Genomic DNA, 26,692 nt, shown 5'->3' with positions numbered 1-26,692 from the left:
AGTCCTCGCCGGCGCCCGACTTCGGCCCCTGCCGAGGCGGACGCTGCTCGGCGCACACTCGGCACACGAGTGCTCCTGCCGGCTGGAGGGGATGAACGGCGATGCGGTCCAACGAGGTCGCGGCCCAGGCATTACAGGAGATGGCCGATCTGATCGCCATCTCCGGGGATGATTCGTACCGGGTGCGCGCCTACGAGAAGGCGGCCCGCTCCATCGGCGGCTACCACCTCGACATCGATACCTTGGATCGCAAGGGGCTGATGGCGATTCCCGCCGTAGGCGCGCACACCGCCGACCGGGTGCTGGAACTGCGCCGCACCGGCCGCATCGCGGCGCTCGAGGATCTGCATGCCCAACTGCCCGCGGGACTGCGCGCCCTGCTCGGCATTCCCGGACTCGGGCCGCGCCGGGCGCATCAGGTTTACGAGGAACTGGGTATCTCCTCACTGCCGGAGCTCATGACCGCGCTGCACGAGCAGCGCCTGCGCGCGCTCAGGGGCTGGGGCGAAATCAGTGAACACAATCTCGCGCAATCGATTCGGCGCATGCAGGAAGCCGCCGGACGCATTCCGCTCGCGGTCGCGCTGGGCATCGCCGAGGACCTGCTCGGCCAACTCCGGCAGTTGCCGCAGGTGAGCCGGGCCGACCATGCCGGGTCACTACGCCGGATGCGCGACACCGTGGGCGATATCGACCTGCTGGCCGCGGCCGACGACGACCCGGACTCGGTCATGGCGCACTTCTGCACGCTACCGCTGGTGGATCGTGTGCTCGCGCACGGCCCCACCAAGTCCTCGATTCTGACGACCCAGGGACTTCAGGTCGATCTGCGCGTCGTACCCACCTCGGCGTGGGGCGCGGCGCTGCTGTACTTCACCGGATCCAAGGCCCACAATGTGCACGTCCGGCAGCTCGCGGTCCGGGCCGGACTGAAGCTCAGCGAATACGGGCTGTTCGCTCCCGGGAACGATCGGCCGCAGCCGGCGGCCACAGAGCAAGAAATCTATCGAGCCCTCGGGCTGGACTGGATTCCGCCCACTCTGCGCGAGGACCGCGGTGAGATCGAGGCCGCGGCGGCGGGCCGGCTGCCACGGTTGATCGAAATCGCGGACCTGGCAGGCGATCTGCACATCCACACCGACCTCACCGACGGCCTCGCCGACGCCGCGGACATGGTCGCCGCGGCCGCCGCGCACGGCTACCGCTACTGCGCCATCACCGATCACGCCCCGCTGCTGGCCATGCAGCGCATGACCCGTGACAAAGCCCTCGCGCAGCGCCGCGAACTGCGTGAACTCGCCCCACGCTGCGGCATCGAGGTGCTGCACGGCTCCGAGCTGAATATCGCCGCCGACGGCGGCCTGGATTGGGACGACGAATTCCTGTCCGGCTTCGACATTCTCATCGCGTCGGTGCACTCGCATTTCGACCAGTCCGCCGCTGCGATGACTCGCCGCCTCATCAGCGCGATCGAACATCCGCTGGTCAATATCATCGGCCACCCCAGCACCCGCATCATCGGCCGCCGCGCGCCCGTCGAATTCGACGCCGACGCCGTCTTCGCCGCCGCCGCCAGAACCGGAACCGCGTTGGAGATAAACGCCTTTCCGGATCGCCTCGACCTCGGCGACGAGCTGATCGCCAGGGCCCGCACGCACGGTGTCGTCTTCGCCATCGACACCGACGCCCACGCCGTCCCCCACCTCGACCACATGCGTTACGGCATAGCCACGGCACAGCGCGGCTGGGTGGAACCCGGCGAGGTCATCAACACCTGGCCGCTGCACCGCCTGCGCCGATTTCTGGCCAAGAAAACATGCCGACAGTCGAGGTCGGCCAGCAGTGGATGACGGGTCGGCACATCGCGCCACCGGTGTGGTGCCGGTAGGCCGGCGACAGCGTGGTGATCGGGGCCATGCCGTCACAACAGTCCGCTTCCGCCCCATCACGACCAGCACAACCACGCCTCGACGTGACGACAGCTTGCCACGCATCGCAGGACCTCCGGCCCTACTCGCGCATGGGCGGCTCCGGTCACGATGAAGTCGATCGTCGAGCAATACAGGAAGGTTCGGATCATGTATGCCAAACCAGGCGACTGGCTGATCGCCGAACACCACACCATCAGCGGAACCGCCCGACGCGGCCTCATCGAGGAGGTGCACGGAGAGGCCGGGGAACCGCCGTATCTGGTGCATTGGACCGACACCGGACATCGGGTGCTGATCTATCCCGGGCCCGATGCCTACGTGCTCAGCTCGGAAGACCTGAGCCATACCGCGCAACAGACAGAAGGCCCATGAGCGTCGGCCGGAAACGCCTCTACGAGTGCAGGTTCGGCGACGGGCACGTCACCTGTGCAGCTGTCCGGTTCATGCCGAGCCCGCCGGCGCGGATGCCGGGGCGGCGCGCAGCCGGGTGGTGAACCAGTCTCGTGCGAGTTCGGAGGCCCGGCGCAGAGTGCCCGGCTCCTCGAACAGATGCGTCGCACCGGGTACCTCGGACACCACAACCTCGCACGACATCGCCTTCGCTGCCTGATAATTCAAATCCAGCACCAAATAATCGAGATCCCCGACGATCAACAGGGTCGGCGCCCGCACGCCGACCAGGGCGCCGCGAGCCAGGTCCGGCCGGCCACCGCGCGACACCACCGCGGCGACGTGCACGCGCGGATCGGCGGCTGCGCGCAGGGCCGCGGCAGCGCCGGTACTGGCCCCGAAATACCCGATCGGCAAACCCACGGCATGCTCCTGCCGACTCACCCACTCGGTGACGTCGACAAGCCGCCCCGCGAGCAAGTCGATATCGAACACATTGGCGCGATCGGATTCCTCGGCCGTGGTGAGCAGATCGAACAGCAACGTGCCCAACCCGACCCGTTGGAGTACCTCTGCGACAAAACGATTGCGGGGACTGTGGCGGCTACTGCCGCTGCCGTGCGCGAACACGACAATTCCGATCGGATTCTCGGGAATCGTGAGATGGCCTGCGAGGTCGGCCTTCCCCGCCTTCACCCGAACATCCTCATCGCGCAACGGTGGATCCGCGCCCGCGGCCGGTTGCGGCTGCGGCGCACCGGTGGCGGCGCGGTGCAGCAGCTCGACGACCTCGTCGTCGGTGGTCTGATCGAAGTGGTGATACCACTGGCCTATCGCGTAGAAGAAACTCGGCTGTTCGAGGCAGATGACCTCGTCGGCCTCCCGAAGCAGGACATGCAGCGCCTGCTGGGACGCGACCGGCACGGCCAGCACGACCCGTTCGGCGCCCTGTGCTCGGGCAACCTGGCAGGCAGCGCGGGCCGTGGCGCCGGTCGCGGCGCCGTCGTCGACGATCACCGCGGTCCGGCCCGCCAACGGCATACGCGGGCAACCAGCCCGGAAAAGGGACGCGCGGCGTTCCAGCTCCGCGCGCTCACGCCGCTCCACGTATCGCATCTCGTCGCCGGTGAGCGCCGCTTGTTCCACGACACCCCCGTTGATCACCCGGATCCCACCCTCACCGATGGCGCCGAAGGCGAGCTCCGGCTGATAGGGCACACCGAGTTTGCGCACCACAATGACATCCATCGGAGCTTGCAGCCACCGGGCCACCTCGAACGCAACCGGGACACCACCCCGGGGCAGCCCCAAGACCACGACATCCGCTCCACGCAGCATCGGCAGGCGTTCCGCGAGCCGCCGGCCCGCTTCCCTGCGATCCTCGAAGAACATCGGAACCTCCTGGAAGACCGGTTCTTCCCAGCCTCTCAGCCGATCCGCACTCACGGGCAGATCCAGTTGTCGCCGGTCAGCAGAGTCCTTGGTCCCACACCGGCCGTTGCCATCCGTTGCGGACGGGTGCCGTGCGAATCGGTAAGGGACCAATGACACTCGGTCTGGCGACATTGGGACCTGCCGTCACGTCGCGGCTGGTAGCCAGGCTTGATAGGTCTGCTGGGAGGTACGGATGCGGTTTTCCGATCGCGGTGATGCCGGCCGACGACTCGCGGTGCGGCTGCAACCGTTGCGTGGTGAAGACCTTGTCGTCGTCGGCCTGCCCCAGGGTGGTGTCCCAGTCGCGTACGAGGTCGCGACGACAGCGCGTACACGACCCGCCCCCGATGTGACCGTGGCGGCCACGCACGGCGCGGTCGGCCGCCTGCACAGACTCGGTCTGCGGCATGTGCTGATCACCGACGCCCTTGCGCACCGGCAGCTGCCATCAGAGTTCCGGGTGTGCTCGATCGCCCCGATGCTGGCCGAAACCATTGCGGCCATGCACAATAACGGCGCGTTGCACCCGCCGCCGAGCATCGCGTGGGCCATCCCATGACCGGTGTCGCGCGATGAACGAACCCGCAGCTGGGCATCGATTGAGCCCGCACACCGCCGACCTGCGTATCGAGGCGTGGGCGTCGACTCGGGAGCAGTGTCTGGCCGAGGCTGTGGCCGCGCTGGTGGATAGCTTTGTGGATCGCCCACAGCCCCTCCCCTCGACGGCCGTCGAAACTACCGTGCCCGTCGACAGCGATGAGAACATGCTCGTCGGTGTCCTCGAGGAGGTGATCTACCAATCCGAGGTGGCAGGCCTGGTCCCGATCGCGACCGAGGTGGCCGCGACACGCGGCGGATTGCGGATGCGATTCCAGATGGCCGACCTGGCGGCCGCCACACCGTGCGGTGCGGTACCGAAAGCGGTGTCGCTGCACCGGTTACGGTTCCGGGCCGACTCGCACGGCTGGCGTTGCGCGGTGACGATCGATGTCTGAGGCAGCGCCCATGGAACTCATCGAGGAGACACCGTTCCGGTTCCGCATCGAACGGCACAGCGAGATGCGGGTTCCCGGAATCATTTTCGCGTCACAGGCGCTGCTGCCCGACATCGCCGCAGATAAAGCCCTCGAACAGGTCGTGAACGTGGCCACCCTCCCGGGAATCGCGCTCGCCTCCTACGCCATGCCAGATGTGCACTGGGGCTACGGATTCCCGATCGGCGGCGTCGCCGCGACCGATATCGCCGCCGATGGCGTCGTGTCACCGGGCGGTGTCGGATTCGACATCTCCTGCGGTGTGCGGCTGCTCGCCGCCGACCTCGACCGCAGCGCCTTGATACCGAACCTCACTGCGATCATGGACGATCTCGACGCCGCAATCCCACGCGGCTTCCGACGCGGCGGCTTGTGGCAGGTATCCCGCGGCGAGCTCGGCGAAATCTTGACCCGAGGAGCGGTATACGCTATCGAGCGAGGCCACGGTATGCCCCGTGACCTGCGAAGATGCGAAGACAACGGAAGCGTCGAAGGAGCCGATCCGGACCTCGTCAGTGACCGCGCGGTGGCCCGCGGCCTGGGCCAAGTAGGCAGTCTCGGGTCGGGTAACCATTTCCTCGAGGTGCAGGCCGTGGCCGAGATCTACGACGAACCGGTCGCGACCGCTTTCGGACTGCACGCCGATCAGGTGTGCGTTATGATCCATTGCGGCTCAAGGGGACTCGGACATCAGATCTGCGGCGACCATCTGCGGCTGATGGAATCGGCGATGCGACGCTACGGAATCGAGGTCCCGGATCGCCAGCTTGCCTGTGTCCCTGTGAACTCTCCGGAGGGCCAGGACTATCTGGCCACGATGGCGGCAGCGACGAATTACGCCCGCGCCAACCGGCAGCTGCTCGCCGATGCCGTCCGCCGGATCATCCGCGCCCGAACCGGCGCTGGTCTGGACCTGGTGTACGACGTTTCACACAACCTGGCCACCATCGAAACCCACGATATCGATGGCCGGCCTCGGCAACTGTGCGTACACCGCAAGGGCGCGACCAGAGCGCTACCGCCCGGACATCCGGATCTTCCTGTGGATCTGACCGAAGCCGGTCAGCCCACACTGATACCCGGCACCATGGGGACCGCGTCGTTCGTATGCACCGGAGTACGGCAGGGCCAGGCGTTTCACTCGACATGTCATGGCGCGGGCCGGATCTGGAGCCGACACGCCGCGGCGCGCAACATCAGCGGCAAGATGTTACGAGCCGACCTCGAGCGGCAGGGGATCGCGGTGCGCGGCACGTCCTGGAAGGGCCTCGCCGAGGAAGCCCCACCGGCATACAAAGACATTGCGGCGGTCGCCGCCGCCAGCGAAGGTGCGGGGCTGTGTCGGACAGTGGCCCGACTCGTGCCCCTCGGTGTCGTCAAAGGCTGATCAGTATCTCAGCTTGCGATGGGACGAAAGTCATTACACCAGGTGACACGCTGCACTCACCTGCCACCGCCGAAACGGAATTTTTCACGCTGAATGAGACCAGTAGGTGGCTGACACTGGCAACCGTGGACACACTGTCGGCGCAACGCGAGTTCACCGCATACGGACTGTCGCACTGGATAGTGCTGGCCGTATTCGTGGTGGGGGCGGGGTCGGTCGTCCGGATCGGACGTACTCACCGGAATACAGACGCCGCACGACGTTTCAGCCGGATCTTCGGCATATCGACACTCACGTTGTACCTGATGATCTATCTCGCCGCGCTGGTGCCGCCAACCATCGGCCACGCCATTCCGCTGCGCCTGACCGATCTCGCGACCATGGTCGCCGCGTACGCGCTGTGGTCGCACCGGCACTGGGCTTACGCGTTGACCTATTACTGGTGCCTCACCCTGAGCACCCAGGCGCTCGTATCCCCAGCGCTGCAGAGCCCGGACTTCCCGAACCCCGAGTTCCTGGCCTTCTGGGCGATTCACCTGATCGTGGTCTGGGCCGCGATCTACCTGACCTGGGGCATAGGCCTACACCCGACCTGGCGCAGCTACCGAATCGCCGTCGCAGTCACCATGGCGTGGGCGGCGGTCGCCTTCACCTTCAACACCATCGCCGGAACCGACTACGGATTCGTCAACGCCAAACCCGCGACCCGATCACTGCTCGACGTACTCGGCCCCTGGCCCTGGTATCTGGCCACCGTCGCAGTCCTCCTGATCGCTGTCTGGGCCTTGATGACCTGGCCGTGGGCCAGAGCCCGAACCAACCGATGATGCGGATCGAACCGTGGGCGAATGCACCACACCGATCGGCACCGCGCCACGAATAGTTCGCGGCGGTTGTCACGTTCGCGGTGCGGATTGCGTGGACTCACCAGGCAGAGCGTTCACTGCGTGGGTTGGCGTGGTGTGGGCATTGCGGTGGGGCGCGACGGTGGCGGCCGGAACAGTGCCGGAGCGACCGTCTGGAACAGCGGCACCCGCCAGCGCGTAAACGTCGGCACCGTCAACGGTTTCGTGTTCCATCAGCAATGTGACCAGTTGCTGTAGTGCGTCTCGGTGGGATTCAACCAGGTCGATGGCGCGGTGCTCGGCTTCGCGTAGCAGGCGGGACACGTCGGTGTCGATGGCCGCCTGGGTGGCTTCGGCGAAGGGGCGGCTGGACAGCTCCGACCCGCCCCCGCCGAGGAATACCGATCCGCCTTGCGGGTAGCCGACCGGACCGAGGGCGGCGGAAAGGCCGAATATTCGGACCATCTTGGTGGCTAGTTCGGTGGCCTGGGCCAGGTCGTTGGCCGCGCCGGTCGAGCCTTGGCCGAATACGACCAGTTCGGCCGCCCGGCCGCCGAGGTGCACGGTCAGGGTATCGGTGAGGTAGTCCTCGCTGTAGAGGTGGTGCTCGACCAGCGGCAGTTGTTCGGTGGTGCCGAGTGTCTGCCCGGCGGGCAGGATGGTGACCTTGGCGACCGGATCGGCATGCGCGGACAGCGCGGCGACCAGGGCATGGCCGCTCTCGTGGACGGCCACCGCGTATTTCTCCTCGGGGAGCAAGACGTTCGAGCCTTCGCGGCGGCCGAGCAGGATTCGGTCGCGGGCGGCGTCGAAGTCCGCGGCTGTGATCACGCTCCGGTCGTCGCGGACGGCGCAGATCGCGGCCTCGTTGGCGAGGTTGGCCAGATCCGCTCCGGAGAAACCGGGGGTGCCACGGGCGACGATCTGCATGTCGACATCCGGTGCGAGGTGCTTGCCGCGGCAGTGGACCGCCAGAATCGACACACGTTCGGAGAGAGTCGGCAGCGGGATGGTGACCTGCCGGTCGAACCGTCCCGGACGCAGCAGAGCCGGGTCGAGTACCTCGGGCCTGTTGGTGGCCGCCAGCACGACGATGCCCACGGCGGGGTCGAATCCGTCCATCTCCGAGAGCAATTGGTTGAGGGTCTGTTCGCGTTCGTCATTGGATACCATCTGTGACGAGCTGCCGCGGCGCGATCCGATCGCGTCGATCTCGTCGACGAACACGATCGCCGGGGCCCGTTTGCGGGCTTCGGCGAACAGGTCCCGTACGCGGGCAGCGCCGACGCCGACGAACATTTCCACGAAACTGGAGCCGGCCACCGACAGGAACGGGACATCGGCTTCGCCTGCGACCGCGCGCGCCAACAGAGTCTTGCCGGTGCCGGGCGGCCCGATCATCAGCACCCCGCGGGGAGCGACCGCACCCGCGCGGCGATACCGCTCCGGTGCGCGCAGGAAGTCTACGACCTCGCTGATCTCGGCTTTGGCCCCGGTGTAGCCGGCGACATCGTCGAATGTGGTCTGGGGACGCTCGGTATCGAACACTTTCGCCTTGGACTTGCCGACCCCCATCGCACCGCCCAGTTGGCTCGCGGCTCCGCGTCCGACGCGCTGCAGCCACCAGAAGACGAGCACAAACGGCCCGATGATCAACGCCCAGGTCAATACCTACGACCACACCGACGTGGTACTCGCCGACGTCGACGCCGTCACCGACACACCGGCCTTCTCCATCCGGTCCAACAGTCCGGAACCGGCCTGCGCGGGGATCGTGGTGGTGTAGTCGTGCCCGTTGCTCAAGGTGCCCGAAGCTTGGCCGGACGATTGGATCGTGATGGTCTTGATCTGATGCGAGTCGACATCGGACAGGAACTCGCTATAGGTGAGGCTGAGTGAGGTCGGCTTCGATGTCCTGAGTCCGGGCACCCATATCGACACAACCAGTGCCATGATCATTACGCCAAACAGCAGCAGCCACAGCCGCCATGTCGGACGATTCGGTGTAGGTGTAGGTGTCGGCCGGTCGCCTGACGGCGGCGGGCTGGCCCGTCTACTCATCGTCGTCTCCTGCTGCTCCCCGCTCATGTCCGCTCTCGACTGCCCACTCTTCCTCGCCGGCGGAACCCGGGAATAGAGACGATCGGTCGCTGAACCAATGCCAGAAGTCCTTGGATCGCAGGCTGCACCGACGTTCACCCACAGGCCGAAAGCGCTTGTTCAAAGGTGCGAAAGTTGTTGCTGTCCGGTTGGGTGATGCGTCGGGCGATCAACGCCAGTGTCGATCGTCATGGCGCGGCCGTCGGTGCGAGAGGAGCGCGGCCACTGACCGACGACACCGGCAGAGGGGCCCTTTGCCTCTGCGGGTGTGGGTCGTGAGCCGAGCAGGCTCGATGTATGTCCGGTGGGCTGCTGACAGACATGTACGAACTGAACATGGCGGCGAGTTATCTGCGCCGGGAGATGGTCGCGCCGGCTACCTTCAGCCTCTTCGTTCGCAATCTGCCCGTCAACCGGGGGTTTCTTGTCGCGGCTGGCGTGCCGGATTGCCTGGATTGGCTGGAACAGTTCGGTTTCGACCCGGACGATCGAGAGTACTTGCGGCGCATCGGCTTCGACGACAACACCGTCGATTCCCTCGCCGCCTTGCGTTTCACCGGCGATGTATGGGCCGTTGCCGAGGGGCGAATGGTGTTCGCGGGCGAGCCTATTCTGGAAGTGACCGCGCCGATCGCCGAGGCTCAGCTCGTGGAAACCTACCTGCTCAACCAGGTGAACTTCCAGACCACACTCGCTACCAAGGCGGCCCGCTGCCGTATCGCGTCTTCGGATCGAATCGAGTTGGTGGACTTCGCTTGCCGGCGCACCCAGGGTATCGAAGCCGGTATGGCCGTGGCTCGGCTCTCGGCCATGGTCGGGTTCACCGCGACCAGCAACGTGGCGGCGGCGCGCCGTTACGGGCTGCGCCCGGCGGGGACCATGGCCCACTCCTTTGTCGAGGCCTTCCCGACCGAACTCGACGCCTTCTACGCCTTCGCCGCCGACCATTCCGGGCCGGTCACACTCCTGGTCGACACCTACGACACCCTCGGCGGCGTCGCCAACGCCATCGAGGTCATCGACCGCCTGGGATTGCGACACCGAGCGAGTGTCCGCCTCGACAGCGGCGATCTCGCTCGACTAGCGGTCGAGGCCCGCCGGATGCTCGACCGTGCTGGTCTGCCCGATGTGCGGATCTTCGCCTCCGGCGGCCTCGACGAGCACGACCTGGCCGCGTTCGTATCCCTTCAGGTACCGATCGACGCGGTCGGGGTCGGAACCCGTATGGGCGTCTCCGCCGACGCGCCCTATCTCGACAGCGCCTACAAACTCGTCGAATACGACGGCCAGCCGGTCACCAAGCTGTCGACCGGCAAGGCCACCATGCCCGGCCCGAAACAAGTGTTTCGTGGTTCCGGTCTGCGGGATGTGATCGCGCGCCGTGACGAGCCGACACCGGCGGCGGCACATCCGCTGTTGGAACCGGTGATGCGCGCCGGACGACGCATCGCTGTTGCGGAGGGTGTCGCGATGTGCCGTGGCCGCTTCGAAGCCGACCTCGCGCAACTGCCCGGCGCAGCGCGCGATCTGTCGGTTCCCGTCGCGCCCGTTGCTGAGATCACGCCGCAGTTGCGGTTGCTCACCGCCGAGGTCCAGCAGCAAGCCCGGCGACGGACCGCACGAAACACCGGCCACGTGTAAACGCCATGCGGTTCGAAAAGGGTACTAACGCGTCCTGGGCTTGCCGGGGACGCCTTTTGGCCTGCGCGAGGCGCTGGCGGGGCCGATCAAGGCTCATGACCTTGATCGGATCCATCGTGTCCGCCGTACCGGGCGGCGCATCGGCGACGATGTGATCGGTTCGCGGATTGTGGCCGAACGGGCTCGGGTGCAGTGACATTGTCCTCTCATCAGCGCGAGTGATGCGGTGGCACAGTCAACGACGAGAGGAGGTAGTGATGCGGTCGCAGCCAACGAAAACAGACCCCGTTCTCCAGATATCGGTAGGTCATCATGTCTCTGCCGGCGGAGCGGACTACGCCCGCGAGAAGATAGGCCATGCCCTCACCTTCGCTCCGGAACCGGCGCTATCGGCACGCGTGCGCCTGACCGGGCATCGCGATCCCGCCGCCGTGAACCCGATAGTCGCCCAGGCGAATGTGAACCTCAACGGTCGGGGGATACGGGTGCAGGTGGCCGCCGCGACCACTCGGGAGGCCGTCGACCTGCTCGAGGCCCGGTTGAAGGAACGCTTCGAGCGAATCGCCCGGCACTGGGAAGGCATCCGCGGTCGTCACCCGGCGCCCGGTCCACACGAGTGGCGGCACGACGCTGCGCCACGCAGCCCGCTGCCGTACTTCCCACGGGCTGTCGAGCAGCGGGAAGTGGTGCGGCACAAGTCGTTCGCGCTGGACGACGAAACCTGCGACGAGGCCGCGTTCGATATGGAGTTGATGGACTACGACTTTCATCTGTTCACCGAATCCGGCAGCCGCGTCGACAGCGTGATCTACCGCAGCGGTGACGATTACCGGCTCGCGCAGCTCGATCCGCGGCCCGAGGCCGTCACTCAGGGCAGCGTGCCCGTCACGGTCAGCCCGGCGCCGGCGCCGATGACGACCGTGAAGGGAGCAATCGAGCGGCTGGAGCTGACCGGGTGGCCGTTCGTGTTCTTCCGTGACGAGAACCGCAACCGTGGTTGCGTGCTCTACCACCGCTACGACGGCCATTACGGGCTGATCACGCCCGCCACCTGAGCCGCCTATCGGGCACCATGAGTGGAAGGGCAGCTCGTTGCCGGGTGCCTGCATGCCGGGTAGTTCGAGCTCGAAGCCGGCGGCGAATCGCCGGCGGCCCATGACAGGGTCCGATGTCATCCACGCGTTAGCTGATCATATTGCGCGCGAGGGAATTTCGCGTCTGCGACATGATCGTGGCGACGGGCATCCGGAGGTCCTCATGCGAGGTTCCATGCCGTGCTCGCCGGTGCGGGCGATGCTTCGTCGTTGTGCATGGCGGCGATGGCTTCGGCCAGTACCGGCGCGATCGAGCACACCTGGAACTCCGGGTGCAGGCTGCGGTGGGCGATGGTGTCGGTGATCAGCACGTGCCGCAGGCCCAGCCGGTGCAGCCGCCCGACAGCGCCGTGCACGAACACGCCGTGGGTGGCCGCGACGGTCACATCAGGTGCAGCCTCGTGCAGCTTCAGCAGCCCGAGTGCGGTCTCGATGGTGGCGCCGGTGGTGATCATGTCGTCGACGATCACGGGCAGTCGGCCTCGCACGTCGCCGATCAGCTCGAGCGCGGTGACCTCTCTGCCGCTCTCGCGGCGTTTACGAACCACCGCAAGGGGATTCGGTGATACTTCCGTGTACCGTTCGGCCAGTTTCACCGCGCCCTCGTCGGGCGCGACGACCACGCGCTCGGACAGGGCGATCTCCTGAGCGAGGGTGGGCACGGCGGTGAGCGTCTCGGCGGGGATGGGGCTGATCGCCTCCAGGGCGGGGGTGTGCGGGTCGACGACGACCAGCCGGTGCGCACCCGCGGCCGCGATCGCCTTGGTGAACACCGCGACGCCGACGGCCTGCCCGGCTCGGGTACGGCGGTCCTGGCGGGCGTAGCCGAGATACGGCACCACGGCGGTGATTCTGGCGGCGTGGGCGCGGCGGCAGGCGTCGAGCAGCAGCAGGAGTTCAGCGAGGTGGTCGTTGACCGGCGGCGGGGTAGGCTGCACGACGTAAACGTCGCTGCCGCCGACGTTTTCGACGGTAGGGAGCAGTTCTCCGTCGGGGAATCGCTCGAGGAGGGTGTCGGCCGGTTCCGCGCCGAGGTAGTTCGCAACGGTGCCCGCTAGTTCGGGGTTGGCGCTTCCGGCGATGAGGCGCAGTGTGCTCATGATCGGGCGCTGTCCTTTCCAGTATCGCTGTGGCCGCCGATGACCGCGGGTGTCAGGTGTGTCAGGAACCAGTCGCACGCCAATTCGGCGACCCGCTCCAGGGCACCGGGTTCGGCGCACAGCTGGGTGGCTCTGGCGACGACCGCAAGGCGGTTCTCGCACAACAACTCTCGCTGTGTACAGCGATTGAGTTCGAGCACGACCGGGTCGTGATCGCCGACGATCAGCAGTATCGGCACCTGTACCGCGGACAGGTCGGCATCGGCGAGGATCGGGCCTGCCGGCGCAGGAGACGACCGCGGCAATCGCGACCCGCGGATCGGCCGCGGCTCGCAGAGCTGCGGCAACGCCAGTACTCGTGCCGTAATCAGATCCGGTGGTCCGACTCGAAGGTCCATGGTCTCCCGCCGTTTCGAGGGCGATTCAACCTGAAACGAACAACGTGGCGCTGAACTCAGGGTGCGTGCCGTCGCCGAGTGGAGGGGGAACCGTCACCGTGGCCGGTGGCCGGCTGCAGTTGGTGCGGTGTCTGTTGGCCGCGGGCGTGGGCCAGCAGCGCCGCGATCTCGGTCGCGATACCCGAAGCAATCGTGTCGATGTCGGGGGTGGTGTCATAGTCGCCGGTGATACCGAAGGTCAACCTGTCCAGATAGCTGAGGATCGCGATCGTCGTGCGCACCCGCAGCGCGATCGGAATACACGGCCACAATTCGACTACTTCCCGGCCGCCGAGTGTCAACCGGCGCCCCGGTCCGGGGATATTGGTGGCCAGGGCTCCCACGCCACGCTGCGGGAACGACGATGCCAGCCGGAAGATCTCTGCGATGATCCCGAACGGCAACCGCCGTGCCAGCGAGAGCAGAGACTGCTCGGCGTCGGCTTCGCCTCGGGACCGATGCCGTTGGATCCGCTGGTGGACGGCGAGCAGGCGCTGCACCGGGTCGTCGATCTCTATCGGCAAATGCGAGATCACCGCCGAAACCCGGTTGTCCAGAACGTATTTCGCCTCGATCGTCCGGGTCGAGACCGGTACGACGATGCGTAGGGTGGTTGGGATGGGCTGTTCGCCGCGGCTCAGCAGCAACCGGCGGTAGGCGGCGGCGATGGCGGCGACCGCGACATCGTTGACCGTCACACCGAATGCCGCCGCTATCTCCCGCACCTGTGGAAGCATGGTTCGCGCCACGGTGTAGCGGCGCTGCCGCCCGATGGGGCCGTTCAGCGAGGACTCACCCGCCGGCGCGATCGCCGCGTACAGCACCGGTGCCAAGATACGCACGGTGCCGACGGCGAAGCGCGGCATGGTTACGGGCGCCTGGATCGTGCTTTTCATCAGCTTCAGAAGGCTTGTGTGCGAGCGCCTTCCGGCTGCGGTAGAGCGCTCGTCCGCACCGACCGGGTCGCAGAAGCTCTCGAGCAGCATGATTTCCGAGATTCCGTCGACCATGGTGTGGTGAGCTTTGACGATCATCGCCCAGCGGTCCTGTGCCAAGCGGTCGACGACGACCACCTCCCACAGTGGGTGATCCCGATCGAGCCGCTGGGTCAACTCGGTCGCGATCAGCTCTTGCAGCTCGATCTCACCACCCGGGTCCGGTAGCGCGGCCCACCGGATGTGATGCCCGAGATCGAAATTCGGGTCGTTCTCCCATACCGGTGCTTTCAGGTCCAGCGGTGCACGACGAACCCGCTGCCGTAGCCGCCCGTGCCGCTCCAGCCCGCGATCCAGCCAGGCGCGCAGCTCATTCCGTGTCGGCGTAGATCCGTCGACGATCACCACCGTCCCGATGCCGAAGCTGATGTGGCGGTCGGTGTCTTCCATTTCCATGAAACCCGTGTCCAGCGGGCCCAGTTCCGTCATCGCGCACCTGCTCCCCAGCGGCGGCCGCGGCTGCCGCCCCCGGCTGAAACTGCCACTGCTGTGGGGAGAATTCTCGCGCAGATCACTACTCGTGGGTGAGATGCACAAGTAACCAGTACCAGTGACGTTGGGCCCAGGGGGACGATCGAGTGTGCGGCCTGCTCGGCGCACCTGAACACGGGCGAGCGCAGGCATGTCTGCTGATCGAATCGCCACAGCCGCCGCCGAACTGGTGCCGTTGTTCTCGCTGATCGAGGCCCGGGGACCCTTTTCACCGTGGTCCGATCGCCGTGTGGTGGAAGTATGAACACGAAACGGGCACCACTGAGCCGCCCTTCTCGACTGCGGTGGAGGTCGATCCTGGTCGAAGGCCGAACCGCCCGCTACGCGGCCGGCGGAGCCGGTCCTGGCGTGCTCTTCCTGCATGGCTGGGGACTCGGCGGACAAGCCTATGCCCGCCCGTTGCAACAACTCATCCGAATGGGAGTGCGCGTGTACGTCCCCGCGATGCCCGGGTTCGGCGGTACCGCCAGCTTGCCGGTCGAGCCTCGGACCCTGGCCGGATACGCCCGGTGGATCGGCGACTTCGCCGACACGATCGGCCTGCCCCGACCGGTGACCGTGGTCGGGCATTCCTTCGGCGGCGGCGTCGCGATCAAAGCCGCCCACGACCTGCCCGACCTCGCCGAGCGGCTGGTATTGGTGAACTCCATCGGCGGTTCGGCGTGGACCGACGACCGCGGAGTGGTGCGTGCGCTGCGGGAGCGCCCGTTGTGGGACTGGGGGCTGCACCTGCAGGCCGACCTGTTCCCTGGTCGCCAACTGACCCGGGTCCTACCGGTGATCCTGCGTGATGCGGTGCCGAACATAGTGCGCAACCCGCGCGCGGTGTGGGAAGTCGCTCACCTCGCCCGCACCGCCAACCTGGCCGCCGAGCTGGCTGCGCTCGCCGAACGCCGGCTCCCGATCTTCGTGGTGTGGAGCAAGCTGGACACGGTCATCCCCGAATCCACTTCGATGTCGCTGCAGACCGCACTCGGTGACCCGCGCACCATCACCGTGCCCGGCGGGCATACCTGGCTCATGCACGACCCGAACACCTTCGGCGAACTCATCACCAACGTGATCCGCGAACCGGTTAGCGGCCCTGACGCCACCACCGCACGACCTGCGGTGGCGGAACGAGCATGGACAACGAACAGCCAGAAAAGACACCAGCGGTAGGACCTCGTCCTGTCCTGAGCTCGTCACTGATCATCATCGCTCGGGCCGACAGAGCCGATCCGAGACGTGGGCATCTCGCTGGTCCGCGGATGAGCCGTCGGCAGCCGGGTCCGGAATCATCGGTGGCCGGGTCGCGGGGGCCGGTTGTCCGACCGCGGCGGTCTCGCGGGCGAAGAAGGCCCCGATGTCGCCGATCGCGCTCATCAGCGGAGCCGGGAAGACGACAGTCGTGTTCTTGTCCACGCCCAGTTCCACCAGGGTCTGCAGGTTGCGCAGCTGCAGGGCGAGCGGGTGGGCCATCATGGTGTCCGAGGCATCGCCCAACGCTGTGGCGGCCAGCGATTCACCTTCGGCGGCAATGATCTTCGCGCGCTTCTCGCGTTCGGCCTCGGCCTGGCGGGCCATTGCCCGTTTCATGCTGTCGGGCAGCTGGATGTCCTTCAATTCGACCAGTGTCACCTCGACACCCCATTCCAGGGTGGTGGTGTCGAGGATCTTACGGATGTCGGCATTGATGGCGTCGGTCTCGGCGAGCGCCTGGTCGAGCGTGTGCTGGCCGACCACCTTGCGCAGCGTAGTCTGGGCGATCTGATCGATTGCCGCATAGACGTTTTCGATCGCGACCACCGACTTCTGGGCGTCGACGACCCGGAAGTAGGCGACGGCGGAGATGTCGACGCTGACATTGTCACGGGTGATGATGCCCTGCGACTGAATCGGCATGGTGACGATGCGCATCGACACGCGTTTCATCTCGTCGATGATCGGGATGATGAAGTTCAGGCCGGGTTCGCGGACCGCGACGACCCGCCCGAGACGGAAGAGCACGCCCTTCTGGTACTGGAAGACCACCCGGATCGACAGCGCTCCGATGACGAGCAGCGCTACCGCACCCAGCACGGCTACCGCGACGGCTGTGTTCATGATTCGAATCTCCTCTCCGATGACTCTCACGATCCGCTGATCGGCACGGTCGCGATGCGGTCTTTCGGTCCGCCGTCCGTTGACTTTCGCCCCCGGCGCCGCGAGGACACCGTCAGCGTGCTGTCCCGGGTTGGTCCAGCGACCGGCCGAACACGGTCAGCGCCAACGCCACTGCCAAGGCGGCGGATCCGGAAACGAGCAGCGGGCCGCGGCCATCCCCGTGCCAGGCGATTCCGGCCCAGAGTCCGGCGATGAGCATGCCGGCTCCGGAGAGCCCTTGATACAGGCCTTGAGCGGACGACTGCCGCGTCGCCGGTGCGAGATCTGCCACCCAGGCCTTGCCGACTCCGTCGGTGGCGGCGGTGAATCCTCCGTAGACCGGGAGGATGACGAAAACCCAGGCGGGCGTGTCGACTACGCCGAGTCCGAGGTATCCGATCGCGAAGCACAGGAGTCCGGCGACGAAGATGAGCCGGCGCGGCACTCTGTCCGACAGCGCACCGGCGGGATACGACAGCAGCGCGTAGGAGAGGTTGTAGAGGATGTACCCGCTGATCACTCCGACTACGGACAGACCGAGCTGGTGTGCCCGCAACAGCAGCAGTGAGTCCGGAAAGTTCACCAGCGCGAAGACGGTGAGCACGGTGATGAGCGCCCCGAGGCGAGCCGGGAGCCGCTCACGCCATGCAGGCGCCGCATCCTCCGATCGGGTTCCGGAAGGCGCTGGTATGGAAGGAGTTTCGCGAACCAGGCCGACCAGGACGACAGCCGCGATCGCAGGCACGACCGCGATCATCAGCAGGGGCCGGATGCGGTGGTCGAGCAGCTCGTACAGCAGCAGGCCGAGTGCGGGCCCGGCGACCGCGCCGGCGGTGTCGGCGGCCCGGTGCAGTCCGAAGATCCGCCCACGGAAGGCCTGGTCCGCGCCGGCCATGAGCAAGGCATCCCGCGGCGCGCCCCGTATCCCTTTGCCGAGCCGGTCCACGCACCGCCCGGCCAGCACGAGCGGCCACACCGTGGCAGCGGCGAGCAGTACCTTGCCGACCGCGGCGAGCGCGTACCCGAACGCGATATAGGGACGTTTGCGATGTGTGTCACCGAGCCGCCCCGCCGCGACCTTCGTGACCGCGGCCGCAGCTTCGGCAGCGCCCTCTACCGCCCCTACCACCGCCGCGGGCGCGCCGAGAGTGGCCGTGAGAAAGATCGGCAGGATCGGGTACAGCAGCTCACTAGCGGTATCTGCGGCAAAGCTCACCGCGCACAGAACCCGGACGTTCGGTGTCAGCCAGCTGGGCAGCCCGGACTTCCGAAGCTTCCGCCCGCCACCGTCGGCAGTGGCCGCGCCACGCGAAACCACTTTGCCGTCAATGGGTTTCAACGAGATACTCCACGCACGCGCGGACCGTGGTCAAACGTGGATAGTCGTCCTCATCGATCCGGCGGTCACACTCGGCGGACAGCCGTTCGACGAAGGTCAGGAAGTCGAGCGAGTCCAGGTTCAGCGCGGCGCGCAGCGGTTCGTCCTCGCCCAGCGCCGCGAGGTTCGCCGGGCTGTCGAACCCGTGCAGGGCGCCGCGCACGATGCCGTCCGCGACATCTCGGGTCAGGGTGGTGGCCATGGTTTCACAACTCCTCTGGATGCTGGAGCAGGTCGGACAGTGCGTGCAGGAACCGCGCGCCGATCGCGCCGTCGGTGGCGCGGTGGTCGGCGGACAGGGTGGCGGTGACCTGAGCGCGGACCCCGAGCAATCCGTCTATCGCACAGGGCCGTTCGGTCACCGCGCCGAAACCGGCAATGGCGACCTGGGGTGCGGCGATCACGCCGTAGACCGAGTCCACGCCCAGGTCACCGAGATTGGTGACGGTGATGGTGGCGGGAGTGGCGTCGGCGGCGCGCAGCCGGACCGCCCGGGCGCGTTCGGCGACCCCGCGCAGGGCCGCCATCATGTCCGCCGGAACCAGCCGGTCGGCGTCCGGGATCGTCGGCACGATGATGCCGCCGCCCCGCATCGACACCACCACGCCCAGATGGACATCGGCGGCGGGCCGGAATTCGTCGTCGATCCAGTGCCCGTTCAGGTCGGGTACCGCCTTGGCCGCCCGCGCCGTCGCGACCAGAAGCAGTGCCGCGGGCAGGATCCGGGCGGTTACCCGAGCCCCACGGTTGAACTCCCGCAGCCAGCGCAGCGCCGCGTCCATATCGATGGTGCTCGACAGGTAGTAATGGGGCACGGTGCGTTTGGATCTCTCCATCGCCGCCGCGATCAGCTTGCGCACCTGTACCGGATCATGGTGCGGCACTTCGGCGACCGGACCGGCACCGGCCAGGTCCGCAGGCTTCCGCACGGATTCGGGAGCGGCAGTGACGGTTTCCGATGCGGCGGCCGGCGATGCGGCGGCCGGCGAGGCGGCGGCTCGCACATCCGACGCACGCACAGCACCACCCGGACCGCTGCCCACGACGGCGGACACGTCCACACCGAGCTCACGGGCCAGCCGGCGCGCATACCCCGATGCGCGGCCGGCCCGCCCGGCTCGGGGCGAGGGCCGGGGCGCAGCCATTGCGGTGGCGGAGGTTTCCGTCTGCTGTCGCTCGACAGCGTGTTCCACGTCGGCACGCACGATCCGCCCACCGGGTGCGGAGCCGTGCACTTCGCCCAGATCGATCCCCGCCTCCGCGGCCAGCTTGCGAACGAGCGGTGTCGCCCGAATACCGGTCTGCGGCGTGTGGTCGTGCGCGACCGGCGCTCTCGGCGTCTCGGGTGCGGCCGCGGCGGGCTTCGGCGATTCGACGACCAGTTTCGGCCCCGATCCGTTCCCCGGCGAGACACGCTGAGCAGCCACGTCTTCCGGCCTCGGCGGCAGGGTCCGGGCAGGTTCGATCGTCGCCAGCGGCGTGCCGACCGGAACGGTGACGCCCTCGTCGACCAGGATCTCGCCGATGACTCCGTCCTCGAAGCATTCGACTTCGATCGCGGCTTTCGTCGTATCCACTTCGGCCACCACGTCGCCGGTATGCACGGTGTCGCCCGGATGCACCATCCAGACCAGCAGGGTGCCCTCGGTCATATCCGCGCCGAGCGACGGCATCCGGAACTCGCCCATTCAGCCCACCGCCTTGCGCACCGCGTCGGCGACCGTGCCCGGTTGCGGCAGTGCGGCCTCCTCGAGCTGGCGGGCGTAGGGAATCGGCACCTCGGCGGTGCATACCCGCGCGATGGGCGCGTCGAGGTCGTAGTAGGCGTGTTCGGCTGCGCGGGCGGCGATTTCGGCGGCGATGCCGACGCTGCGCCAGCCCTCGTCCACGATGACAAGCCGGTGTGTCCGGGCGATGGATTCCAGCACGGTCGTCTCGTCGAGCGGGCGCAGGCTGCGCAGGTCGATGACTTCGGCGGCGACGCCGTCGCCCGCCAGTTCGTCCGCGGCGGCCTCCGCCACCCGCAGCGTTCCGCCATAGGCGACCAGTGTGACGTCGGTTCCGGCGCGCCGGATGATCGCCCGGTCGATATCGACCGGGCCGGGGTCGGGCGGCAGGTCGCCCTCGCTGTTGTAGAGCGCGATCGGTTCGAAGATGAGCACGGGATCCGGGTCCTGCAGTGCGGTCCAGAGCATGCCGCGGGCGTCGGCCACCGTTGCCGGGGAGATCACCCGCAGACCCGGGATGTGTGCGTAGAACGCCTCGAGACTGTGTGAATGTTGTGCTGCCAGTTGCCTGCCCGCGCCGGTGGCCATGCGGATCACCAGCGGGACGCCGAGCTGCCCGCCGGACATGTGGCGCAGCGTGGCCGCGTTGTTCAGAATCTGGTCCAGGGCGAGCAGGCTGAAGTTGACGGTCATGATCTCCACGACCGGGCGCAGGCCGCCCAGTGCCGCACCGATACCCGCGCCGACGAACGCGGATTCGCTCAGCGGCGTGTCCCGGATCCGCACGGGCCCGAATTCCTCGAGCAGCCCGCGGCTCACGCCGAAGCAGCCACCGTAGGCCCCGACGTCCTCGCCCATGAGGAACACCCGGTCGTCGCGAATCAGGGCGTCGCGCAGGGCTTCCCGCATCGCGTCGCGATAGGTCGTCATGCCGAGCCTCCGTAGACGTACCGGGTCAGGTCGGCGACCGGTTCGAGAGGTGCGGCCTCGGCGGCGGCGATGGCCGCGTCGATCTCCGCATCGACCGCCGACTCGAGGCGCGCCCGGTCCTCGGGCTTCGCGCCCCCGGCCGCGCACAGCTCGTCGAACAGCCGTGGAATCGGGTCGCGTGCCTTCCAGGATTCGATCTCGGCCTTGTCCCGATAGCGATCGGCATCGTAGAGGGAATGCGCCCGGAAGCGGTACGTGCGCAATTCCAGGAAGCACGGTCCCCCGCCGCCGCGGATGGACTCCACGGCACGCCGGGCGGCCTGGCGCACCGCGACCGCGTCCATGCCGTCCACCGGCCACGACGCCAGCCCGTATCCCGCGGCGCGCAGGGCCAGATCGGTGACGGCGTGCTCACGTTTCAGCGCGGTGCCCATCGCATACTGGTTGTTCTCGCAGGCGAACAGCAAGGGCAGCTGCCACAGCGCCGCGAGATTCAGGCATTCGTGGAACTCGCCCTCGGCGACCGCGCCGTCACCGAACAGGCACACCGTCACCACATTCCGTTTGCTCAGTGCGTCCGCGAGGGCCAGCCCGACCGCCAGGGGCAGGCCACCTCCCACGATGGCATTGCCGCCGTAGAAACGGCGCTCGGCGTCGAACAGATGCATGGATCCGCCCCGGCCGTGACTGCATCCGGTTGTCCGGCCGTACATTTCGGCCATGATAGCGTTCATCGGCACGCCGCGCGCCAGTGCGTGACCGTGCTCGCGATAGGTGGATACCACCGCGTCTCCGGGCTCGAGAACGCCGAGCAGGCCCGTGGCCACCGCCTCCTCGCCGATGTACAGGTGCAGGAAGCCGCGAATGGCCTCGGCGCTGTAGAGCTGCACGCAGCGCTCCTCGAAGCGCCGGATCCGAATCATATCCCGCAGCAACGACATTCGCTCGTCTGGCGGCAGCTTGGTCGTACGTTTGCCCTCGGTGCTCGTGCGCGCCGGCCGCGGCCGGGCTCCGTTCCCCGGCGTCGGGGTGGTCTGGGCTGCACTCTTCGGCCGCACCGACCGACGGCCGCCCGTCATGACACACCTTCCAGGGTTGACACGTCACCCTCGGGCAGCCCCAGGTCGCGAGCCTTGAGCAGCCTGCGCATCACCTTGCCGCTGCGGGTGTGCGGCAGGCTGTCGGCGAAGACGATCTCCTTCGGCGCGACCACGCCCAGCTGCCGCCGGCCGAAGGCGATCAGATCGTCGTGCAGTTCCTCCGACGGTTCGAATCCCGGGCGCAGCAACACGAATGCCTTCACCCGCTCACCCGCGACCGGATCCGGCGCACCGATGACGCCGGCCTCGGCGACGGCCGGGTGCGCCATCAGCGCGCTCTCGACCTCGAAGGGTCCGATCAAGTGGCCGGCGGACTTGATGACATCGTCGGCGCGTCCGACGAACCAGTAGTAGCCGTCCCGGTCGCGGCGGGCCAGGTCGCCGCTGAGATACCAGCCCGCCGCGAAAGCTCGTGCGTACCTTTCGGGTTCGTGCCAGTAGCCGCGGAACATCGACGGCCAGCCCACCCGCACCGCCAGCTCGCCGACCTCATCGACGCCCGCATGCTCGACATCGCCATCGGTGATGACCGGACGCCCGTCCGGCCCGCGGCGCAGAATGGCGGCCTCGATACCGGGCAATGGCCGGCCCATCGAGCCCGGGCGGATCTGTGCGGCCGCCAGATTGGCGATCATGATCGCGCCGGTCTCGGTCTGCCACCAGTTGTCGTGGACCGGATGGCCCAGCACCCGCTCGCCCCACACCACCGCTTCGGGATTGAGCGGTTCACCGACGCTGGCGACGAAGCGCAGGCTCGACAGGTCGGTGCCGGCGGGCAGTTCATCGCCGCGGCGCATGAGCATGCGCAACGCTGTGGGTGCGGTGTACCAGACCGAGACCCGCTCTGCGGTCAGGATGTCGTACCAGCGTTGGGCGTCGAATTCGGCCTCGTCGCTGATCACCGTGACACCCAGGCACAGCGGGGCGATGACCCCGTAGGACATGCCGGTGACCCAGCCGGGATCGGCCGTGCACCAGAAGACGTCCCCGGGTCGCAGGTCGAGGGCGTAGTGGGCGGTGATCCGGTGCGCGAGCACCGCGCCGTGCACGTGCACCGCGCCCTTGGGCCGGCCGGTGGTGCCGCTGGTGAAGTGCAACAGGGCGGGATCCTCGGGACCGGTTCGCACGATCGGGAATTCGTCGCCGGCGACGGCCATGGCGAGGGTGAGCCCGACGGTATCGTCGATCGGGTCGTCGTCGATGCCCTCGTCGGTGAGCACCACGTGCCGCAGGGCCGGCAGCGCGGAGCGATTCGACGCGACTCGGCGGCGGTACAGGTCCGAGCTGGTGATCAGGGTGGTCGCGCCGGACAGTTCGAGGCGCTGCCGTACCGGTTCCGGGCCGAAGGCCGAGAACAGCGGGGACACGACGCATCCGGCCTTCCACGCGCCCAGCGCCGCGATGTAGAGCTCAGGGGTCCGGCCGAGCAGCAGACACACCCGGTCCCCGCGTCGTACTCCCAGCCCGCGCAGCACATTGGCGAACCGATTGCTGAGCGTGGCGAGCTCGGCGTAGGTAAGGGTGGTGTCACCCCCCGTGGCGGCCAGCCATCGCAGGGCGGGCGCGTTCTCCCGCGGCGTGCCCAGATGCCGATCCACGGCCTCGTACGCGATGTTCAGCCCGCCGCCGGGCAATCCCGCAAGACTCGGTCGCGCCACTTCCCAGGTGAATTCCCGGTAAAACAGCTCATAGTTGGTGGCATTGGCCGCGGCGCGCTCGAGCGCGGACTTGTCGATCGGCTCCCAGCGCATCGGCTGGTGCTGTCGCGGGCTCTCATGGCTGACGGTCTTCATGGAAACCTCCCGCTCCCAGTCAACGACGCCGCGCCCGCGACGGGCAGTGCGCAAAGTCCATCGCGGTGAGGACCTCGGTCGCCGACCTGGTCGTCAGGCGAGCGCGAGATCGCGGCGGCGGAAGCTGAGCAGCGCCAGCGCGAACAGCCCCAGGCCGAGCATGGTGAGCACGAGGGCGGGCGAGACGGCGAAATGCTGCATGGGCATGCGGGCGAGAGCGTGGAATGGCGAGACTTCCAGCGACCAGGCCGGGGCTTTGAGTGCCGTGCCCACGGAGTCCCAGAGGAATGCCGTGGCGACCAGGGCGTGCACGAAGGAGACGGCTCGGGGTGCGAGCGCCAGCACCGCGGTCGCGACGCCCACGGTGGTCACGATGAGCGGGAGGCTGTTCGCCGCGGCCGCCAGGAGGGAGCCGAATCGAAGGTGCTCGCCGGTGAGCGCCGCGCCGGTCCACATGCCCACCGATGCGACCAGAGTCAAACCGGCCGCCAAGGACACCGCCAGCACGGCGCGGCCGGACAGCCATCGGAGCCGGGAGTGCGGCATGGCCAGCACGACTTCCAGCCGGCCTGACGATTCCTCGCTGCGGGCCGCCACGACCAATGTCACCGCCAAGAGCGCGGCCAGCAACTGGACCAGCGAAAAGAGCGTAGCGACAAAGCCGTCGACGGCGATCTGGCGACCGAAGAACTGCCTATAGATCGGGGTGCGCTGCATGAAGTCGAGAATGGTCTTGACCAGGCCGCCCATCAGCAGGGTGTAGGCGAGGGTCCCGCCGAACCAGAAACTCAGCTGCGGAATCTCATCGCGCAGGGCGGCCTGCCACGCCGAGCCGAGCAGGAGTCGCCGTGGCGGTCGGCTGTCCCGGGCCCCGAGCACGCCCCGGCCGATATCTCGGATCCGCAGCAGATACGCGGAAATCACCACTGGCACAGCCGTTCCGGCGGCGATCGCCGCCAGCGTGAGCAGCGGCGGCGCGGCCGGTGGGCGCAGTTCCTCGAACCAGCCCAGAGGTGTGAGCCATCGCAGCCACGGAATGCCCGCGCCGACGTCGGCGGGCATGCGGATTATCAAGGCCACCACCAGAATTCCCGCTGCGGACAACCGCGCGCCACGCACGGTGGCGGCCAGCTGCGCGGTCAGGGCGCCCACTCCGGCGAACAGCAGCGCGGGCAATGCGAGCTGCAGCCCGAGTTCGCACGCGTTGGCGGCACTGAGCAGATGCTGCGGCACCCCGACCGCGGCGAGCACGGACACGGTCACCGCCGTGATCACGAGAGTCTCGACGGCCGTGGACGTGAGCGCCGCCGCGAACCAGCGCCGCCGGGACTGTCCGCCGCTGAGCACCAGATCGCCTCGGCCCGCGTCTTCCTCCCCGCGCAACGCACCGGTCGTGATGATCGCCGCCCACATGGCCATGATGATCCCGACGCTGGTCATGCTGCGCCACGCCACCCAGCCGGCGGGCGAAGCGATGTCGTAGGGGTAGCCGTACAGCGCGCGCAGCGCGCCATTGTTCGTCAGCGGTGCGAGCATCGTGGTCCGGGTTGCCTGATTCGGAAACACCACCACATAGGTTTGCAGCGCGGCCGTGCAGAACACCGCCATCAGAACAGTTATCACGGCCAGCGATATCCGGTTGGCGCGCAATCGTGCTCGCACCATGACGACGAAGCCGTGCACCGCCTCGAGGTTCATCGACGTGCCTCCGCTGCGCTCCCGGCCCGGCCGGTCCGGGTAGGGCCGCCCGCGCCATCGTGATAATGGACCAGGAAGATCTCCTCCAAGCTCGGTTCCCGGCTGTCGATCGTCGTCACCGGCAACCCGGTGAGTGCTGCCAGCAGCGGTCCCATCTCACCGCGGACCTCCAATGCCACATGGTGATCCATCGCATCGACCACCTCGACCCCGGCGACCGCGCGCAGCGGAGCGATATCGACGCCGTCCCGCGCGAAGCTCACCTCCACCGTCCGCGCCGACAGGTGCCGCAGCTGCGCCAGGGTGCCCTCATCGATGAGCCGGCCCGCCCGCAGAATGCCGATCCGGTCGCACAAGGCCTCCACCTCGCTGAGCACGTGCGAGGACAGGAATACCGTCTGCCCGCGGTCACGGGCTTCACCGACGGTCTCGCGAAAAGCGGCCTCCATCAAGGGATCCAACCCGGAGGTGGGTTCGTCGAGTACAAGAATCTCGGCGCGGGTCGCGAACGCCGCCACTAACTGCACTTTCTGCCGGTTGCCCTTCGACAGCGCGCGAATCTTCTTGTCAGGATCGAAATCGAAGCGCTCGATCAGCCGGTCGCGGTATACGCGATCACAGCCGCCGCGCAGATTCTCCAGGTATTCGAAGGTTTCCGCTCCGGTCAGTGACGGCCACAGCAACGCCTCCGAGGCGACGTACGCACAATGCCGGTGCGCGGCGACCGGATCGCCCCACGCGTCCCGGCCCGCAATGCGCACCGTGCCCGAGGTCGGACGATGCAGGCCCAGCAGGAGCCGGATCGTCGTCGTCTTGCCTGCGCCGTTGGGGCCGAGGAAACCGTAGATCTCCCCCGCCTCGATGTCGAGTTCGAGACGATCGAGTGCGAGCGTGGATTGGTAGCGTTTGGTGACTGCGTGCGCCTCGATAACACCCATGGTCCTTACCTCCGACCAGCGATGGAATGGCTCCCCCATTCTCGGCTGCGACCCCGGCATCGGCCATGGGACCTTGTGCCCTGTCCCGTACCGGCAGGAACGAATGCCTGCTTCGACCGTCCGA

The 26,692-nt window shown here is 67.6% G+C and carries 24 protein-coding genes; 9 read left to right on the top strand and 15 right to left on the bottom strand.

Annotated features, from left to right (window positions below):
* The first annotated feature begins 101 nt into the window (after positions 1-101).
* Both polX and AB0L60_RS26025 read left to right on the top strand, forming a co-directional pair.
* Complete coding sequence (gene polX / locus AB0L60_RS26030; RefSeq protein ID WP_364618486.1) at positions 102-1,850, top strand: DNA polymerase/3'-5' exonuclease PolX; 1,749 nt, start codon at positions 102-104, stop codon at positions 1,848-1,850.
* A gap of 189 nt (positions 1,851-2,039) precedes the next feature.
* Complete coding sequence (locus AB0L60_RS26025) at positions 2,040-2,303, top strand: DUF1918 domain-containing protein (RefSeq protein ID WP_364618483.1); 264 nt, start codon at positions 2,040-2,042, stop codon at positions 2,301-2,303.
* Between the two features lie 69 nt (positions 2,304-2,372).
* Here AB0L60_RS26025 and AB0L60_RS26020 read toward each other — a convergent pair whose 3' ends face one another.
* Positions 2,373-3,713: a phosphoribosyltransferase gene (locus AB0L60_RS26020; protein ID WP_364618481.1), complete on the bottom strand. Its 1,341-nt coding sequence runs from the start codon at positions 3,711-3,713 to the stop codon at positions 2,373-2,375.
* A gap of 235 nt (positions 3,714-3,948) precedes the next feature.
* Here AB0L60_RS26020 and AB0L60_RS26015 point away from each other — a divergent pair, with 235 nt between their 5' ends.
* The 4 genes from AB0L60_RS26015 (at position 3,949) to AB0L60_RS26000 (ending at position 7,003) form a co-directional block, all read left to right on the top strand.
* Positions 3,949-4,314: a hypothetical protein gene (locus AB0L60_RS26015; RefSeq protein ID WP_364618479.1), complete on the top strand. Its 366-nt coding sequence runs from the start codon at positions 3,949-3,951 to the stop codon at positions 4,312-4,314.
* A gap of 13 nt (positions 4,315-4,327) precedes the next feature.
* Positions 4,328-4,750, top strand: coding sequence for an archease (locus AB0L60_RS26010; RefSeq protein WP_364618475.1), 423 nt, complete (start codon positions 4,328-4,330; stop codon positions 4,748-4,750).
* Positions 4,743-6,176, top strand: coding sequence for an RtcB family protein (locus tag AB0L60_RS26005; protein ID WP_364618472.1), 1,434 nt, complete (start codon positions 4,743-4,745; stop codon positions 6,174-6,176). Before AB0L60_RS26010 ends, AB0L60_RS26005 begins: the two co-directional genes overlap by 8 nt.
* 134 nt (positions 6,177-6,310) lie before the next feature.
* Positions 6,311-7,003 carry a TIGR02206 family membrane protein gene (locus AB0L60_RS26000; RefSeq protein ID WP_364618669.1) on the top strand — a complete coding sequence of 231 codons (693 nt, stop codon included), beginning with the start codon at positions 6,311-6,313 and terminating at the stop codon, positions 7,001-7,003.
* A 69-nt stretch (positions 7,004-7,072) separates the two neighbouring features.
* On the opposite strand, the gene ftsH is transcribed toward AB0L60_RS26000, so the two are convergent.
* Positions 7,073-8,689, bottom strand: coding sequence for an ATP-dependent zinc metalloprotease FtsH (gene ftsH, locus AB0L60_RS25995; protein WP_364618469.1), 1,617 nt, complete (start codon positions 8,687-8,689; stop codon positions 7,073-7,075).
* A 3-nt stretch (positions 8,690-8,692) separates the two neighbouring features.
* Positions 8,693-8,974, bottom strand: a complete 282-nt coding sequence (locus AB0L60_RS25990) for an ATP-dependent metallopeptidase FtsH/Yme1/Tma family protein (protein ID WP_364618666.1) — start codon at positions 8,972-8,974, stop codon at positions 8,693-8,695.
* Between the two features lie 444 nt (positions 8,975-9,418).
* Between AB0L60_RS25990 and AB0L60_RS25985 the strand changes: the two genes are divergently transcribed.
* Together AB0L60_RS25985 and AB0L60_RS25980 are read left to right on the top strand one after the other, a co-directional pair.
* Complete coding sequence (locus AB0L60_RS25985) at positions 9,419-10,762, top strand: nicotinate phosphoribosyltransferase (RefSeq protein WP_364618467.1); 1,344 nt, start codon at positions 9,419-9,421, stop codon at positions 10,760-10,762.
* A gap of 491 nt (positions 10,763-11,253) precedes the next feature.
* Positions 11,254-11,817 carry a sigma 54 modulation/S30EA ribosomal C-terminal domain-containing protein gene (locus AB0L60_RS25980; RefSeq protein WP_364618464.1) on the top strand — a complete coding sequence of 188 codons (564 nt, stop codon included), beginning with the start codon at positions 11,254-11,256 and terminating at the stop codon, positions 11,815-11,817.
* Between the two features lie 200 nt (positions 11,818-12,017).
* Here AB0L60_RS25980 and AB0L60_RS25975 read toward each other — a convergent pair whose 3' ends face one another.
* From AB0L60_RS25975 to AB0L60_RS25965, 3 genes are read right to left on the bottom strand one after another with little or no spacing between them, the layout of a single operon-like run.
* Positions 12,018-12,956, bottom strand: a complete 939-nt coding sequence (locus tag AB0L60_RS25975; protein ID WP_364618461.1) for a ribose-phosphate pyrophosphokinase — start codon at positions 12,954-12,956, stop codon at positions 12,018-12,020.
* Positions 12,953-13,354, bottom strand: coding sequence for a hypothetical protein (locus AB0L60_RS25970; RefSeq protein ID WP_364618458.1), 402 nt, complete (start codon positions 13,352-13,354; stop codon positions 12,953-12,955). The genes AB0L60_RS25975 and AB0L60_RS25970 overlap by 4 nt, the downstream gene beginning before the upstream one ends.
* Before the next feature lie 56 nt (positions 13,355-13,410).
* Entirely contained in the window at positions 13,411-14,817 is a 1,407-nt protein-coding gene (locus tag AB0L60_RS25965; RefSeq protein WP_364618455.1) for a wax ester/triacylglycerol synthase family O-acyltransferase, read from the bottom strand.
* A gap of 411 nt (positions 14,818-15,228) precedes the next feature.
* On the opposite strand from AB0L60_RS25965, the gene AB0L60_RS25960 reads away from it, so the two are divergent.
* A complete protein-coding gene (locus AB0L60_RS25960) occupies positions 15,229-16,041 on the top strand; it encodes an alpha/beta hydrolase (RefSeq protein WP_364618452.1) in 813 nt (270 codons plus the stop codon).
* 33 nt (positions 16,042-16,074) lie between these two features.
* Here the strand turns inward: AB0L60_RS25960 and AB0L60_RS25955 are convergent, their stop codons facing one another.
* From AB0L60_RS25955 to AB0L60_RS25915, 9 genes are all read right to left on the bottom strand, one after another.
* Positions 16,075-16,965, bottom strand: a complete 891-nt coding sequence (locus AB0L60_RS25955; RefSeq protein WP_364618450.1) for a slipin family protein — start codon at positions 16,963-16,965, stop codon at positions 16,075-16,077.
* A 112-nt stretch (positions 16,966-17,077) separates the two neighbouring features.
* A complete protein-coding gene (locus tag AB0L60_RS25950) occupies positions 17,078-18,262 on the bottom strand; it encodes an MFS transporter (RefSeq protein WP_364618663.1) in 1,185 nt (394 codons plus the stop codon).
* 67 nt (positions 18,263-18,329) lie between these two features.
* Positions 18,330-18,584: a phosphopantetheine-binding protein gene (locus AB0L60_RS25945; RefSeq protein WP_364618447.1), complete on the bottom strand. Its 255-nt coding sequence runs from the start codon at positions 18,582-18,584 to the stop codon at positions 18,330-18,332.
* A 4-nt stretch (positions 18,585-18,588) separates the two neighbouring features.
* A complete protein-coding gene (locus AB0L60_RS25940) occupies positions 18,589-20,070 on the bottom strand; it encodes a 2-oxo acid dehydrogenase subunit E2 (RefSeq protein ID WP_364618444.1) in 1,482 nt (493 codons plus the stop codon).
* Entirely contained in the window at positions 20,071-21,039 is a 969-nt protein-coding gene (locus AB0L60_RS25935) for a pyruvate dehydrogenase complex E1 component subunit beta (RefSeq protein WP_364618441.1), read from the bottom strand.
* On the bottom strand, positions 21,036-21,980 hold the full coding sequence (pdhA, locus tag AB0L60_RS25930) for a pyruvate dehydrogenase (acetyl-transferring) E1 component subunit alpha (protein WP_364618438.1): 945 nt from the start codon (positions 21,978-21,980) through the stop codon (positions 21,036-21,038). Before pdhA ends, AB0L60_RS25935 begins: the two co-directional genes overlap by 4 nt.
* 134 nt (positions 21,981-22,114) lie before the next feature.
* Positions 22,115-23,932 carry an acetate--CoA ligase gene (gene acsA, locus AB0L60_RS25925; protein WP_364618435.1) on the bottom strand — a complete coding sequence of 606 codons (1,818 nt, stop codon included), beginning with the start codon at positions 23,930-23,932 and terminating at the stop codon, positions 22,115-22,117.
* 93 nt (positions 23,933-24,025) lie between these two features.
* Positions 24,026-25,630 (bottom strand): hypothetical protein, encoded by a 1,605-nt coding sequence (locus AB0L60_RS25920; RefSeq protein ID WP_364618432.1) that lies wholly within the window; start codon positions 25,628-25,630, stop codon positions 24,026-24,028.
* Positions 25,627-26,568 carry an ABC transporter ATP-binding protein gene (locus AB0L60_RS25915; RefSeq protein WP_364618660.1) on the bottom strand — a complete coding sequence of 314 codons (942 nt, stop codon included), beginning with the start codon at positions 26,566-26,568 and terminating at the stop codon, positions 25,627-25,629. Before AB0L60_RS25915 ends, AB0L60_RS25920 begins: the two co-directional genes overlap by 4 nt.
* Positions 26,569-26,692 lie beyond the last annotated feature (124 nt).

Origin of the sequence: Nocardia sp. NPDC051981, assembly GCF_040680715.1 — a bacterium.
Lineage (GTDB): Bacteria > Actinomycetota > Actinomycetes > Mycobacteriales > Mycobacteriaceae > Nocardia.
Note: the sequence above shows the minus strand (reverse complement) of the source record. Positions and strands in the feature narration are given on the sequence as shown.

Coding starts and splice junctions, on each gene's coding strand:
- polX (WP_364618486.1), top strand. CDS start 102: ATGCGGTCCAACGAGGTCGCGGCCCAGGCATTACAGGAGATGGCCGAT.
- AB0L60_RS26025 (WP_364618483.1), top strand. CDS start 2,040: ATGAAGTCGATCGTCGAGCAATACAGGAAGGTTCGGATCATGTATGCC.
- AB0L60_RS26020 (WP_364618481.1), bottom strand. CDS start 3,713: ATGTTCTTCGAGGATCGCAGGGAAGCGGGCCGGCGGCTCGCGGAACGC.
- AB0L60_RS26015 (WP_364618479.1), top strand. CDS start 3,949: ATGCGGTTTTCCGATCGCGGTGATGCCGGCCGACGACTCGCGGTGCGG.
- AB0L60_RS26010 (WP_364618475.1), top strand. CDS start 4,328: ATGAACGAACCCGCAGCTGGGCATCGATTGAGCCCGCACACCGCCGAC.
- AB0L60_RS26005 (WP_364618472.1), top strand. CDS start 4,743: ATGTCTGAGGCAGCGCCCATGGAACTCATCGAGGAGACACCGTTCCGG.
- AB0L60_RS25990 (WP_364618666.1), bottom strand. CDS start 8,974: ATGGCACTGGTTGTGTCGATATGGGTGCCCGGACTCAGGACATCGAAG.
- AB0L60_RS25985 (WP_364618467.1), top strand. CDS start 9,419: ATGTCCGGTGGGCTGCTGACAGACATGTACGAACTGAACATGGCGGCG.
- AB0L60_RS25975 (WP_364618461.1), bottom strand. CDS start 12,956: ATGAGCACACTGCGCCTCATCGCCGGAAGCGCCAACCCCGAACTAGCG.
- AB0L60_RS25970 (WP_364618458.1), bottom strand. CDS start 13,354: ATGGACCTTCGAGTCGGACCACCGGATCTGATTACGGCACGAGTACTG.
- AB0L60_RS25965 (WP_364618455.1), bottom strand. CDS start 14,817: ATGACGGAACTGGGCCCGCTGGACACGGGTTTCATGGAAATGGAAGAC.
- AB0L60_RS25955 (WP_364618450.1), bottom strand. CDS start 16,965: ATGAACACAGCCGTCGCGGTAGCCGTGCTGGGTGCGGTAGCGCTGCTC.
- AB0L60_RS25945 (WP_364618447.1), bottom strand. CDS start 18,584: ATGGCCACCACCCTGACCCGAGATGTCGCGGACGGCATCGTGCGCGGC.
- AB0L60_RS25940 (WP_364618444.1), bottom strand. CDS start 20,070: ATGGGCGAGTTCCGGATGCCGTCGCTCGGCGCGGATATGACCGAGGGC.
- AB0L60_RS25935 (WP_364618441.1), bottom strand. CDS start 21,039: ATGACGACCTATCGCGACGCGATGCGGGAAGCCCTGCGCGACGCCCTG.
- pdhA (WP_364618438.1), bottom strand. CDS start 21,980: ATGTCGTTGCTGCGGGATATGATTCGGATCCGGCGCTTCGAGGAGCGC.
- acsA (WP_364618435.1), bottom strand. CDS start 23,932: ATGAAGACCGTCAGCCATGAGAGCCCGCGACAGCACCAGCCGATGCGC.
- AB0L60_RS25920 (WP_364618432.1), bottom strand. CDS start 25,630: ATGAACCTCGAGGCGGTGCACGGCTTCGTCGTCATGGTGCGAGCACGA.
- AB0L60_RS25915 (WP_364618660.1), bottom strand. CDS start 26,568: ATGGGTGTTATCGAGGCGCACGCAGTCACCAAACGCTACCAATCCACG.